This window comes from Ottowia thiooxydans, from assembly GCF_040548795.1.
Classification (GTDB): domain Bacteria; phylum Pseudomonadota; class Gammaproteobacteria; order Burkholderiales; family Burkholderiaceae_C; genus Ottowia; species Ottowia thiooxydans_A.
This window is the reverse complement of the sequence record NZ_JBEPSH010000008.1, coordinates 254,778-268,174: the sequence shown is the minus strand read 5'-3', so window position 1 is coordinate 268,174 and position 13,397 is coordinate 254,778. Positions and strand designations below refer to the sequence as shown.

The window sequence follows — 13,397 nt, the reverse complement described above, 5'->3', positions numbered from 1 at the left end:
TGCGAGACGCCTATTGCTCAGGCAGTCTCATGCACCGGAAGAGCACCTCGAAGCGCATGCGACAGCGCCTGGGTGATTTCCACATCAATGAACTGACCGATCAGCTTCTTGGCATCCGGGCCGCCATCGAAGCTGACAATCCGGTTGCATTCCGTACGACCCACCAGTTCGTCCGGATTCTTGCGCGCCGGCCCTTCAACCAAAATACGTTGGCGCCCACCTACCAGACTGGAACTGATGGCGCGCACGTTCTGCTCCACAGTGGCCTGCAAATGCTGAAGCCGTTTGAGCTTCACCTCATGCGGCGTGTCATCTGACAGGTTGGCCGCCGGGGTGCCCGGCCTTGGGCTGAAAATGAAGCTGAAGCTGGCGTCGTATCCCACGTCGTCGATCAACTTCATCAGTTTTGAGAAATCGTCTTCCGTCTCACCAGGAAAGCCGACGATGAAATCGCTACTGAGCGATATACCCGGCCGCACTGCCTTGAGCTTGCGGATGATGCTCTTGTACTCCATGGCGGTATAGCCGCGCTTCATGGCCATGAGGATGCGATCGCTACCATGCTGAACCGGCAGGTGCAGGTGGCTCACCAGTTGGGGTACTTTGCTGTAGACGTCGATCAAACGCGGTGTGAATTCATTCGGATGGCTGGTGGTATAGCGGATGCGTTCTATTCCGGGGATTTCAGCCACATATTCGATGAGCAGCGCAAAATCCGCTATGTCGGCCGAATCGCCCATCTTGCCGCGGTAGGCATTCACGTTCTGGCCCAGCAGATTGACCTCCTTCACACCCTGATCGGCCAGACCGGCGATTTCTACCAGCACATCATCAAACGGCCGGCTGAATTCCTCGCCGCGGGTATAGGGCACCACGCAATAGCTGCAGTATTTTGAGCAGCCTTCCATGATGGAGACGAAGGCTGTCGCACCATCCACGCGCGCGGGAGGCAGGTGGTCGAATTTCTCAATCTCTGGAAACCGGATGTCCACCTGCGGGGTGTCCTGCCGATGACGCTGGGCGAGCAATTCCGGCAACCTGTGCAAGGTTTGCGGACCGAATACCACGTCCACATAGGGCGCCCGTTTGATGATCTCCGCCCCTTCCTGGCTCGCCACGCATCCGCCCACCCCGATCAGCACGCCTTTCTTCTTGAGGTGCTTGACGCGCCCCAGATCGCTGAACACCTTTTCCTGGGCTTTTTCACGCACGGAACAGGTATTGAACAGAATGAGGTCGGCCTCCTCAACATCTTGAGTGGGCTCGTAGCCTTCAGCTGCCGCCATGACGTCAGCCATCTTGTCGGAATCGTATTCGTTCATCTGGCAGCCGAACGTTTTGATGAAGACTTTGCGCGACATGGGGAACTCCGAAATCAAAAAGGGTGCAGGCCGCTCGCCCGCAGGGTCAATACACCGATGCTCGGGGGTGAGCAGCTGGGTTGCCGGAACGTGCCAAAGACAGGTTCCAGGGACGTGTGGACGATCTATCCGCCGAGGAAAAATGAGTCGCTGACTGGCAGCGGCTTGCCGTGCAGTCCAACGCCAGCCTCTTCAGGCGTCAGGATCCATATTTCACGGATCAGCCCGGCCGGGTCGCGCAGGTAATTCACCAGGAAGTTCTGGCCTGCCAACGAGCCGGTGAGGGCCAACATATTCTGTGCATTGCGTATCCGCACGCCGGGGGCCAAATACTCGCTTTGGCCGTTCAGCAGTACTTGAGGCGGCGCCACGAAGGCGATATTGCCGCGCAATACGGTGTCAGGAAAATTGCGGATCTGCGCCTGAACGCCAAGGCATGACACCAGGCTGGCGAGCGCAAGAATGCGCAGTAGTGTGGGCAGTGGGCTTAATTTTTTCCAGCGGTTCATGGTATGTGTCCAGAGGCTGAGGTAACCCGCAAGTGTACTTGGTGGCGCCTTGGCGCGTAATCAACAATCCCTGCAGATGCTGGAAACTAGAAGCGCTCTAGCTCGGGGTGTGGCATCGCACCGCCGCGAATGACCATGCGGCCATACTCGGCGCAACGCTGCAGTGTCGGGATCACCTTGCCCGGGTTGAGCAGGCATTGCGGATCGAACGCGCGTTTGACGCCCAGCATCTGTTCGTTCTCTTCAGCAGAAAACTGCACGCACATGGAGTTGAGTTTTTCCACGCCCACACCATGCTCGCCCGTGACGGTGCCCCCCATGGCGACGCTGGTTTCAAGGATGTCGGCTCCAAACAGCTCTGCGCGGTGCAGCTGATCAGGGTCATTGGCATCGAACAGGATCAGCGGGTGCAGATTGCCATCGCCTGCATGAAAGACATTGCAGCATCGCAGGCCGTACTTTTTCTCCATTTCCTGGATCGCCAGCAGGATATCTGCCAGCCGTTTGCGAGGAATGGTGGAGTCCATGCACATGTAGTCGGGACTGATGCGGCCGGACGCAGGAAAGGCGTTTTTGCGGCCACTCCAGAACCGAAGGCGTTCAGCCTCGTCCGCGCAGACGGACAGTCGCGTTGCGCCGTTTTCGCGCAGCACTTGCTCCATGCGGGCCACTTCTTCAGCAACCTCAACCGGCGTGCCGTCGCTCTCACACAGCAAAATGGCGGCGGCGTCCAGGTCGTAGCCCGCGTGGACAAAATCTTCCACGGCGGCGGTCATGGGCTTGTCCATCATCTCCAGGCCGGCAGGGATGATGCCGTTGGCAATGATGGCTGCCACCGCCTCGCCAGCATGCCTTACATCGGAAAAACTGGCCATGATGCAAACGGCTTTGCGAGGTTTGGGCGTCAGCTTGACCGTCACTTCGGTGGTCACCGCCAACATGCCTTCACTGCCTATGGCGACAGCCAGCAGGTCATAGCCCGGTGCATCCAGCGCATGGCCTCCAAACTCTACGGGCTCTCCTTCCACCGTAAAGCCCTTGACCTTCAGGACGTTCTGCAGGGTCAGGCCATACTTCAGGCAGTGGACGCCGCCAGAGTTTTCGGCGACATTCCCGCCAATGGTGCACGCAATCTGACTGCTGGGGTCTGGCGCGTAATACAGGCCGTGTTCGGCCACTGCCTCGCTGATGGCCAGGTTGCGCACGCCACATTGCACGATGGCCGTGCGCGCCAGCGGATCGATCTTCAGGATCTGATTGAACTTGGCCAGAGAAAGCGTCACCCCGTGCGCATGGGGCATTGCGCCTCCTGACAAGCCTGTGCCTGCGCCGCGTGCCACCACGGGCACACCCAGCTCATGGCAGGTCTTCAAGACTTGCCGGATCTGTTCGTAAGTCTCCGGCAGTGCGACCGCCAGCGGGCGCTGCCGGTAGGCGGTCAGACCGTCACACTCATACGGCGTCGTCTGCTCTGCCGTCCAAAGCAGCGCATGCGCAGGCAAAACCGCCTTCAGTGCAGGGATGACTCGCTCCTGAAGCTCTTGTTTGGAAGGAGCGGAAACAGGAGCGGAAACGGAAAGCTCGGGAATCGTCCCCACGGATTCAGCGTCATTCATCTCGGTCTTCCAATATCCATGCCGCATGACCTAGCGAGCCTGGCGCCCCAGAAGAAGTCACTTGAACACCACGGTCTTGTGGCCGTTCAGCAGCACCCGATGCTCGCTGTGCCATTTGACAGCCCGTGCCAGCACCTGGCTTTCGGTGTCACGGCCGGCCGCCGTCAGGTCTTCTACAGTGTGCGTGTGATCGACGCGCGCCACATCCTGCTCGATGATGGGACCTTCGTCCAGCTCAGCGGTCACATAGTGTGCAGTGGCCCCTATGAGCTTGACGCCCCGGTCATGGGCCTGGTAGTAAGGTTTGGCGCCTTTGAAGCTGGGCAGGAAACTGTGATGGATATTGATGGCGCGCCCTGACAGCTTGCGGCACATATCGTCGGAGAGAATCTGCATGTAACGCGCCAGCACGACCAGCTCAGCGCCTTCGCTCTCCACAATCTCCATCTGCCTGGCCTCCGTCTGGGCCTTGTCTGACTTGCTCATGGGCACGTGGTGAAAAGGCACGTTGTAGCTTGCCGCCAGCTGATAGAAGTCCCGGTGGTTGCTGATGATGGCGCGTATGTCCACCGAGAGAAGGCCGCTCTTCCAGCGGAACAGAAGATCATTGAGGCAATGGCCTTCGCGACTCACCATGATCACGCACCGCATCGGCTGAGTACGCGCATGCAGTTGCCATTTCATGTCAAACGGCGCGGTCAGTGTCTGTAGCTGAGCGCGCAACTCATCTGCGCCTATCTGCTCGCAACGGAACTGAACGCGCATGAAAAAGAGACCCGTATCGGAATCGTTGAACTGCGCGGCTTCTTCAATATTGCCGCCACGTTCAAGGAGAAAACCGGAAATAGCGTGCACGATACCTTTGCGATCGGGGCACGAAAGGGTGAGTATGTAAGTGTCTTGCATCGGGGCGATTGTCGCAGGGACTGGCAGATTATTCCTGCGGGCCTTTGGTCGAAGGCCTGGATTTCACTGAGCCGCGAAATTGCGCGCAGTAGTCCTTGGGGGGCAAGGCTGGCGTGGGCCAGACCAGATCGGCAGAGGTGCGAACCCGGGCTCTGGCTTGGTCGCCTTCCTCAGAAGTGGGCTGGCCAGCCTGGGCCGAGATGACTTTGACACCCAGATCCGCTGGCAAATGTACCGGCACACCCAGCTCACGTTCTACGTGCCCATTGCCCGCGATCAAAAGGACCGTCTGACCGGATTTTCGCGCATCAGCCAGGGTTTTGGCCATCGCCAGATCCCGCGCGATCTGTATCCGGGTCATGGGCAAGATCTGTGTAGACGGCAGCAGATTGCAGTGGCCGTCACGAATTCGCTGTTGCTGCGTGGCCAATGCATCTGCCGCAAGGCGAGCTTCCAGGGAGCTGTCACTCATGGCCGAGCGCTGTTCGGCAGCAGGAAGATTCGCTCCCAGTACCGGCACGCCCAGTCTCACCGCCGCCATGACCACGGGGCCATAGGTTTCCCATGGCCAGCCGGCATTGTTCCAGTCCAGGGCCTTTTGAACTTCCGCCTCCGGCGCCTGAGAGGGAAGGGCCCGGGTGTCCTTGCCGCGGGGTGCCATTTCGATGGCTACCGCCGCAAGAGATCCGCGCTTGGCCAGCCATTCCACCACCTGTCGCTCCAGCAGGTGGTGTTCAGGGGCGTCGTGCTGCTCGCCCAGCAAGAGTGCACCGGCTGGTAGCAGTTCTTCCAGTTGCCGTTGCTGGGCGGCAGTCCATGGGGCGGTGGTGGGAACGTGTCCACAAGCGGCTAACACCAGGCTGGCCAGCAGGGCGGTACAAAGGGAATTCAGGCGGCGTTTCATGAAGGCGATACTACTTGGCTCATGAAACTGAATTCTCGATTCGACTCAGCGCGGCTGCTGCGCATTGGCATGACCTTGCTGTTGGCTTGGGCCGCAGCCTTGGTCTTCGCCCGGTGGCATGTGCCTATTCCATGGATGATCGGCCCCCTGGTCGCCACAGCCTTTGCATCCATGGCGGCACTGCCGACCACCAGCTCAAGCACTTTTCGCAATGCCGGCCAGTGGACGATTGGAGTGGCGCTTGGCTTGTATTTCACGCCGGAAGTGACCGAATTGATGCTGAGCCTGTGGTGGGCAGTCGCGCTAGCGGTGGTCTGGACCCTGGGGCTGGGTATGGTATTCGGCGTGTGGTTGCATCGTGTGCATTCCCATCGTATGCCGCAGGTGCCGCCGGCATCCATGCGCGCGACCAGCTATTTCGCCAGTGCCATCGGAGGCGCCTCGGAGATGACCTTGCTCTCTGAGCGGGCGGGTGCGCGCGTTGATCTGGTCGCTGCCGCCCACAGCGTGCGAATGGCCGTCGTCGTGCTGATGGTTCCTTTTGCCATGCAATGGGCCAAGCAGCATTTCAATCTCACTGCGCTGGACATGACACCCACGGCATCGCGCGTCGCGGAATGGCCGGGCATTTTATGGCTTGTATTGGCCACTGGCGCAGGCGCCTGGTTGATGCGGTTGGCTGGTCGGCCCAATCCATGGTTTCTGGGGCCACTCCTGGCAGCCATGCTGCTCACCATGTCGGATGTGCATCTGTCTGCCGTTCCCGTGTGGCTGGCCAATGGGGCTCAGTTGGTCATTGGCATCAGCCTGGGCGTGCGTTTCTCCCGCGAGTTTCTGCATGCTGCGCCGCGCTGGTTGCTTTCTGCAGCAGTTGGCGCCGTGGTGATGATCGTGCTCAGCGGGGTGTTCGCGTGGGCGCTGGCGAAGCTGACGGGCGTTCACCCTGTGACGCTGATGCTCGCCACGGCACCCGGGGGCATTGCAGAGATGGCCATCACCGCCAAGGTTCTGCAGCTAGGCGTACCCGTAGTGACCGCTTTCCAGGTTTGCCGCCTGGTGGCCGTGCTCGTCTTGGCAGAGCCGCTGTACAGGCGTTGGGAGGCCGGCAGCAGCGTAGCGCGCACTGGCGCAAAAAACTAGGGCGTGTTAACACTAAATTAACCCCGCGTGAGGCACTGGCGAGCCGCAATCAAGGCGCAAACCGCAGTCGGGTTGGACACCCGGCGAGGTTTGCGCGGCCGGCGTAGGCAACGCAGAGTGCGGTTTGCCAGTGCCTCACCCTTCGGGCCAGTTTTTTCCGGGCCGTATTGCTGCGTTGCGCCTCTTGTCAAGGATCGCACCTTGGCTGCGAGGCGCGTCTTGCACTACGACGCGGCCGGCATAGGCACGGAAAAAGCCGGCGCGGGGGTGAATTTAGTGTTAACACGCCCTAAATCCATGCCCCGCAAACGCGGGGCGATGAGGGCGCTAACCGCGCGAGTGGGTTGACGCGCCCTTAGCCCGTCACGCTCTAGTGAAGAACGACAGGGTTTTGTGCGAGTTCAGCGTATCCTTCGAGCGTGTCTTCCACTTCTTCCTGAGTAGGCGTGTTTTCCTGCCAGGCAGAAATCCGTCTTTGAAAAAGGTCTGCCCACAACCCATCCAGGTAAACCTCTTTTCCGGAGCGTTTGTCCACGATCTCGAATCCGTGGCGTGCGAGGGCGGGGCTTCCCGCAGGCACATCCGCAGTGTGAGGTACTTCGGGTAGAAGATGGACTACCGAGAATGATTCCGAGTCGTAGAGAGTATTCATTAAGGGAGAGCTCCTTTCGGTGCAGGGTTCCTGTGCTGCTAGGGCACGAATGCTTTCTTCATATATAGGAACGTTTAAGCTCACTTCAAGGAGGACGGGATTTCCGAAAATTTACCGATATTCCTGTCAATATCCCGATTAACGAGACCGAGGTGCAGAAACCAGGCTACCGCAGGCAAGCGCTGCAATAGAATGTTTCCAGGCTTTTCCACGCGAGGCCCGTTCGACGGCACCCTCGGCGCTGGCCCCATTTCCTCTAAAGTATTCATGAAACTGGCAACCTACAAGGATGGCTCGCGAGACGGACAGCTCGTGGTCGTCTCGCAAGACCTGCACTCAGCCCACTACGCGACGGGGATCGCCAGCAGCTTGCAGCAGGTGCTGGACGACTGGAACTTCTACTCGCCTCAACTCCAGGACTTATCTCAGGCCGTCAACGCGGGTCGCACCCGCCATGCGTTCACATTCGATCCACGCCGATGCATGGCGCCACTGCCTCGCGCCTATCAGTGGCTCAATGGTGGTGCTTACCTGGGACATCAGGAGCTGGAGCACGCCCTACTCGGCACCGACATGCCGGCCAGTTCCACGGCAGAGCCGCTGATGCACCAGGCCAACAGTGACGGCTTTCTAGGCCCCTGCGATCCCATCACCGGCTTGCGTGAGGAGTGGGGAATTGACTTCGAAGCCACGATGGCGGTGGTCACCGGCGATGTGCCCGTAGGTTCCACCGACGACAACTGCCTGGATTCCGTGCGCCTTGTCATGTTGGCCAATGACGTGAGTCTCAGGACTGTGATTTCGCATGAACTGACTCGGGGCGCCGGCTTTTTGCGCGGCAAACCGACCACGGCTTTCAGCCCCGTTGCCGTCACACCGGATGAGCTTGGCGATGCCTGGCAGGAAGGCCGCCTTCATCTGAGTCTGCAAAGCACCTGGAATGGCCGAAAGGTGGGCTTGTGTGAAACCGGTCCTGAAATGCATTTTCACTTTGGACAGCTGATTGCGCATGCAGCCAAGACCCGGCGACTGGGAGCTGGAAGCATCATCGGCAGTGGTGCCGTGAGCAACCGGGGTACGCAAGACGGCGACCGCCGTGAATGGCCCAAGGGGTATGGCTCCATCGCAGAAAAGCGGGCCATGGAAGCGCTTCAAGATGGCCAAGCCAAGACCGACTACATGAAAGCGGGCGACACCCTGCGCATCGATATGAAGGGTAAAAACGGCCACTCCGTGTTCGGAGCCATTGAACAGGAAGTCAAGGACCTCGCTTCCTGAACACGCTGCCCTTGTACCTCGTCCACCCAGATGGGGTGCGATCACCCGTCGCGCGCAGCTGAGTTGGCGCCTGAGGGGATCCAGCGCGCAAGTGTTCCTGCGGCGGTAAAGGCCAGCATGCCCGTGATCGCGATCCCTGCGGCCAGTGAGAGGCTTCCCGCGAGCAGTGACAGCAGTACAGGGCCGCACGATCCGCCAATATCTGCCATCAGTCGCCACAGCCCCAAGAAGTGGGCGCGCCCGTGCCTAGGGGAGTGGTCGGCGCCCAGGGTCATGATCATTCCAGACCCTATGCCGTTGCCAAACCCAATGGCCAGTGACACCAGCAGCAGTGTCCAGAAACCCGAAGTCAAAGGCATCAGCACCATGGCGGTGCCCATGATGAGCATGGAAGGCACAGCGACCCAACGCCGGCCCTTCTGGTCCATCACTTTGCCGGCCGGATAGAACACGAGCATGTCAATGCCACCTGCCAACCCATAGATCAGCGAGGCCGCTGCAGGCGCCAGAGCGAGGTGCTCGGCCCATAGCGGTATGACAGCCTGGCGTGAAGCGCGCACGGCGCTGACCAGGAGCACGCCCAATCCTATGGTGAGAAAAACGCGGCGATGGTCCCTCAAGGTGGACATCATGGTGACAGCGGCAGGCGCGGGTTGGCCTGCAGGGTGAGGTGGGGCCACGAGGTCTGGAATTCGCATGGCAAGGGCGGCCGCGCTGGCTGCGCCTGCCACACCAATGGCGTACGCTGCACCCAGCCCATACGCGTGTATAGCTGCTGCGGCCAGGAAGGGGCCGATGAACATGCCTATGCGCATCACGCCACCCAATGTGGATAGCGCGCGTGCACGAAATGCCACTGGGACGGCTTCCGTCAGATAACTCTGGCGAGCCAGGTTGTAGACGGCCTGCGACATGCCCACCATGAAACATCCGGCGGCAAAAAGGCCCAGGTGCGAGGTGCCAAAGCACAGCAGCATGCCCAGCACACTCCAGATTCCGGCGCCTACGATGGCCCAGCGCTCTCCCCATCTCATCGTGATCAGCGAGGCCGGCACATTGTTCAGCAATGATCCCAGGCTGATCAGGGCCACCATCAGTGCGGCCTGGGGCACGGACGCGCCCAGATCGCGCGCGGTCAGCGGGATGATGGGAAGGATCGCCCCTTCTCCTACTCCAAACAGCAGTGAAGGGCCGAAGGCAGGGACCGCGATGCGCCGGAGGGAAAACTCAGGTGAAGCAGAAGAGGGTGGTGCAGCGGCAGGTGGCATGAGCGCAGATGGGCCCGACAGCGTGTTCAAGATCGGGCGCGCAGGCAGGAGACTGTTTTGCGTCCGATTGTCGCTGGAGGCGCCGCACACGCATGCCGAGGCAAGGTATACCCGAGGTAGCAGCGGGGCCGCTACCATGTGGTGCTGCGTGAGCTCGTCAACGCGCTTTTAGAACCAAAAGGAGATCAGTATGAGCACCCCTGCTATTGACTACAGCCGCTACAAGACTTTCAACATCACCCGCCGCGGCAAGGACGACGCGGTCATTGACCTGCAAATGAAGGCGGCCAACGGCAAGCTGCCCACGGCCGGCCATGACGGGCACTGGGAGCTGAGCGAAATCTGGCGCGATGTAGACAAGGACGACACGGTGCGTGCCGTGGTCCTGCGCGGAGAAGGCATGGGCTTTTCTGGCGGAGGAGATCTTGCGCTCGTTCAGGACATGGCCAACGACTTTGCGGTCCGCACCCGCGTCTGGAAAGAGGCGCGCGATCTGGTCTACAACGTGATCAACTGTGACAAACCCATCGTCAGCGCCATGCACGGCCCCGCGGTGGGCGCCGGCCTGGTGGCGGGTCTCCTGGCAGATATTTCCATTGCCGCCAAAACTGCGAAGATCGTAGACGGTCATACCCGACTGGGCGTTGCAGCAGGGGACCATGCCGCTATTTGCTGGCCGCTGCTTTGCGGAATGGCCAAGGCCAAGTACTACCTTATGCTCTGTGAGGCCATCACAGGCGAAGAGGCTGAACGCATCGGCCTTGTATCCATGGCCGTCGATGACAGCCAACTGCTGGACAGAGCCTACGAGGTCGCAGACAAGCTGGCTGCAGGCAGCCAGACGGCCATCCGCTGGACCAAATACTCCCTCAACAACTGGTACCGTCAAGCCGGCCCCAGTTTTGACACGTCCCTGGCATTGGAATTCATGGGCTTTGGCGGCCCGGACGTGCAGGAAGGCGTGGCGTCGCTGCGCGAGCGGCGCTCACCTAAGTATTAGGGCGTGTTAACACGCCTTAATAGCGCAGCGCTTTTTCGAGGCGTGCGTCTCACGCCCGGCCTTTATTAAGAGTGAAAGCCTTACAGGGGGCCGCAGACGGTTTAGAGTAAGCTGTATAGGCGCCGCCTGGAAGGCTCCTGCGGCGTTTCATCTCAAGTACTCGAAAGGCGCGCCATGAATGATGACTCCGGCATATCTGCATTCGGCAAATTCATTCCCGGTTTCGACTTTTTAAAGAACCTTGCCAGCGCCCAGACCCAGGCTGGCAAAGGCGCGTCCTCTCCCTTGTCCGGGTTGAGTAATTGGGTAGCTCCCACTGTGAGCGTGGAAGAGCTGGACAAACGGATCAAGGAATTGAAGGCCGTTCTGTTCTGGCTTGAGCAGAACGCCACAGCACTGAAGGCGACGGTCCAGGCGCTGGAAGTGCAAAAAATGACCTTGGCTACCCTGGCCGGCATGAATATGAGCATGGCCGAGGTGGCCAAGGCGTTTACCATTCCGACGGCCCCGGATCAGCCGCAGGCGCCGGCGTCTGCGGAACAGGCGGGCTCAGCCCCGGCTCCTTCGACTTCCTCTCAGCCATGGCCGTTCAACGCCGCCCCGCAGGCCAGCCCTGTTTCGACGCCAGCTCCAGAGGAGCCAGAGCCTGAACCGGAAGAGGCACAAGAAGAGGAGCCCGTGTCGGCACCGGAGCCTGCTCCTGCCGCATCTGCCGGGCGTGCAAAGAAAGCTGCTGCCAACGAAGGCGCACCCGCTCCCGCAGTCGCTGATCCGATGCAGTGGTGGGGGGCGCTGACACAGCAGTTCCAGCAGATTGCCGCGGATGCGTTGCGTGATGTGTCTGCTCATGAGCCGGCTGCGAAGCCTTCCGGCAAGATGTCATCGCCAGGAGCAGGCAAGTCCACCAGCAAGTCAGGCAGTAAGTCGACTGGCAAGATGCCGGTGGTGAAGTCTGAACCGCTGGCTGGCGGACAAGCGTCTGCAACGGCTAGAAAATCTGTCAGCAAGAAGTCGGTGGCCAAGAAACCCTTGGTCAAGACGGCAGCCAAGAAAACGGCAACCAAGAAACCTGCAGCCAAGAAATCGGTATCAGGCACCGTGTCCGGTGGCTGGCCTCTGCCTCTTCCATCCAGGCGCAAGTAACCCATACTCGTAGTAGCCTGGCGATCCTGCTTCAAGGCGCGCAGGGCTCTACGTTGGCAATCTATCTACCCATCCCTCCACCAAATACGTGGTGGAAACCTGTTTCCAAGTCGACATGAAACTTTTCCCTCATGGGCATGCCACCCATCCTCAATGGGGCATGGCTGCGGGCCTGGTATTGGCGCAGTTGCGTGCCTTGATGGCCCAGCCCGAATATGCCAGTGCACCCACCCTGGGTCTCGTCTACATCACCGATGCATACTCGGCCCACGCTGGCGAGATACTCGATCACCTGAGCGCTGAGCTTCCAGAGGTCACCGATTGGTCCGGCACGGTGGGCGTGGGCGTGTCGGCCAACAACGCCGAATACATGGATGAACCCGCGCTCAGTGTCATGCTCTGCGAACTGCCCAGTGACCAGTACCGGGTTTTTTCGGGCGTGGCGCCGCTGTCTGCCAACTTGGGTTTTGAGCCTTTCACGGCGCTTGTGCACGCGGATGCGCAAACGCCCGACCTCGCTGAATTGATAGCCGAATTCGCGTTGACCACTGAGACCGGATACCTGTTCGGAGGTCTGGCCTCCAGTCGCACCCAGGCGGTGCAGTTTGCCGTGGGCGGAAACGGAAATGTGCGTGGACAAGGGGCTGCCAGTGGCGTATTTTCTGGTGGGCTGTCGGGCGTGGCGTTTGGTTCAGGCGTGCCGCTTATCTCGCGTGTAACGCAAGGCTGCCAGCCGGTCGCGCCCGAGCGGGTCATCACGGAAGTGGATGGCAACCTGCTTCTGACTCTGGATGGCGAGCCTGCGCTGGATGTGCTGCTGCGCGATCTGGGCATTAATCTTGACCAGCCCCGTGAAGCTCTGGAGGTCGTGCGCCGTACATTGGTCGGCCTCTCCCATCCCGGTGAAGACGCCGTCCGCCGCACTGGCAATTTTGGTGCAGATGTCGTTGTGCGCCACATCATCGGCCTGGATCCTGCCCGGCGCGGCGTGGCCATCGCTGAGCGCCCAAGCGTAGGGCAACGTGCTGCGTTTTGCCAACGCAACGTCGAGGCCGCGCGTGCGGACCTCGTGCGCATCTGTGCAGAAATCCGGGAGGAGCTGGAGCCCGAAGAGCTTACCCAGACGGCCGCGCAAGCGCTGGTGGACTCGTATCAGGATTCTGCGCCGCATCCTGCACGGCGTATTGCGGGGGCTATCTATGTCAGTTGCGTGGGGCGGGGCGGGCCCCACTTTGGTCACCCGAGCGCAGAGCTGCAGATCGTGAGGCGTGCGCTGGGGGACGTACCTCTGGTGGGCTTCTTCGCGGGCGGCGAGATTGCGCGCAATCATATCTATGGCTATACGGGTGTGCTGACCGTGTTCGCCAGCACCGATTGAATTGAGTCTCTGCGCTTCAAGCAGACCTTCTCTCCCTCTCCCTCTCCCTCTCCCTCTAGGGAGAGGGCAGGCAGCGGTTGATTGAGGCACGGCGGTAACTAATTGCCTTCTGCATTTCTCTTTAAGTCGGAGGCCGGGATATGCGCCCGGCAGCGCAGCCACCTTCTTTCGGCCGGCGCTCCGGTGCTCCGCCAAAAGAACCTGGCGCAAGAAAAGGCGGCCCCAAGTCCGCGCCTATGCCG

At 60.4% G+C, this 13,397-nt stretch carries 12 protein-coding genes; 5 read left to right on the top strand and 7 right to left on the bottom strand.

Annotation, left to right across the window (positions count from 1 at the left end):
* Positions 1-17 precede the first annotated feature (17 nt).
* The 5 genes from miaB to ABIE13_RS20540 form a co-directional block, all read right to left on the bottom strand.
* On the bottom strand, positions 18-1,361 hold the full coding sequence (miaB, locus tag ABIE13_RS20560) for a tRNA (N6-isopentenyl adenosine(37)-C2)-methylthiotransferase MiaB (RefSeq protein ID WP_354446881.1): 1,344 nt from the start codon (positions 1,359-1,361) through the stop codon (positions 18-20).
* A gap of 125 nt (positions 1,362-1,486) precedes the next feature.
* Positions 1,487-1,870, bottom strand: coding sequence for a hypothetical protein (locus ABIE13_RS20555; protein WP_354446879.1), 384 nt, complete (start codon positions 1,868-1,870; stop codon positions 1,487-1,489).
* Between the two features lie 86 nt (positions 1,871-1,956).
* The gene (locus ABIE13_RS20550; RefSeq protein ID WP_354446877.1) at positions 1,957-3,486 is read right to left on the bottom strand and encodes an FAD-linked oxidase C-terminal domain-containing protein; all 1,530 of its coding nucleotides are present in this window, start codon (positions 3,484-3,486) and stop codon (positions 1,957-1,959) included.
* Between the two features lie 57 nt (positions 3,487-3,543).
* On the bottom strand, positions 3,544-4,392 hold the full coding sequence (gene purU / locus ABIE13_RS20545) for a formyltetrahydrofolate deformylase (RefSeq protein ID WP_354446875.1): 849 nt from the start codon (positions 4,390-4,392) through the stop codon (positions 3,544-3,546).
* 28 nt (positions 4,393-4,420) lie between these two features.
* The gene (locus ABIE13_RS20540) at positions 4,421-5,296 is read right to left on the bottom strand and encodes a ChaN family lipoprotein (RefSeq protein ID WP_354446873.1); all 876 of its coding nucleotides are present in this window, start codon (positions 5,294-5,296) and stop codon (positions 4,421-4,423) included.
* 21 nt (positions 5,297-5,317) lie between these two features.
* Here ABIE13_RS20540 and ABIE13_RS20535 point away from each other — a divergent pair, with 21 nt between their 5' ends.
* The gene (locus tag ABIE13_RS20535; protein WP_354446871.1) at positions 5,318-6,436 is read left to right on the top strand and encodes an AbrB family transcriptional regulator; all 1,119 of its coding nucleotides are present in this window, start codon (positions 5,318-5,320) and stop codon (positions 6,434-6,436) included.
* Positions 6,437-6,806: 370 nt separating this feature from the next.
* Here the strand turns inward: ABIE13_RS20535 and ABIE13_RS20530 are convergent, their stop codons facing one another.
* Positions 6,807-7,088 carry a BTH_I0359 family protein gene (locus ABIE13_RS20530; RefSeq protein WP_354446869.1) on the bottom strand — a complete coding sequence of 94 codons (282 nt, stop codon included), beginning with the start codon at positions 7,086-7,088 and terminating at the stop codon, positions 6,807-6,809.
* Between the two features lie 267 nt (positions 7,089-7,355).
* Between ABIE13_RS20530 and ABIE13_RS20525 the strand changes: the two genes are divergently transcribed.
* A complete protein-coding gene (locus tag ABIE13_RS20525; protein WP_354446867.1) occupies positions 7,356-8,366 on the top strand; it encodes a fumarylacetoacetate hydrolase family protein in 1,011 nt (336 codons plus the stop codon).
* A 41-nt stretch (positions 8,367-8,407) separates the two neighbouring features.
* On the opposite strand, the gene ABIE13_RS20520 is transcribed toward ABIE13_RS20525, so the two are convergent.
* On the bottom strand, positions 8,408-9,634 hold the full coding sequence (locus tag ABIE13_RS20520) for an MFS transporter (protein ID WP_436278453.1): 1,227 nt from the start codon (positions 9,632-9,634) through the stop codon (positions 8,408-8,410).
* A gap of 190 nt (positions 9,635-9,824) precedes the next feature.
* Here ABIE13_RS20520 and ABIE13_RS20515 point away from each other — a divergent pair, with 190 nt between their 5' ends.
* From ABIE13_RS20515 to ABIE13_RS20505, 3 genes are all read left to right on the top strand, one after another.
* Positions 9,825-10,634 carry an enoyl-CoA hydratase/isomerase family protein gene (locus ABIE13_RS20515; protein WP_436278450.1) on the top strand — a complete coding sequence of 270 codons (810 nt, stop codon included), beginning with the start codon at positions 9,825-9,827 and terminating at the stop codon, positions 10,632-10,634.
* 174 nt (positions 10,635-10,808) lie between these two features.
* Positions 10,809-11,777: a PhaM family polyhydroxyalkanoate granule multifunctional regulatory protein gene (locus tag ABIE13_RS20510; RefSeq protein ID WP_354446863.1), complete on the top strand. Its 969-nt coding sequence runs from the start codon at positions 10,809-10,811 to the stop codon at positions 11,775-11,777.
* A gap of 115 nt (positions 11,778-11,892) precedes the next feature.
* Positions 11,893-13,155, top strand: coding sequence for an FIST signal transduction protein (locus ABIE13_RS20505; RefSeq protein ID WP_354446861.1), 1,263 nt, complete (start codon positions 11,893-11,895; stop codon positions 13,153-13,155).
* Positions 13,156-13,397: the final 242 nt, after the last annotated feature.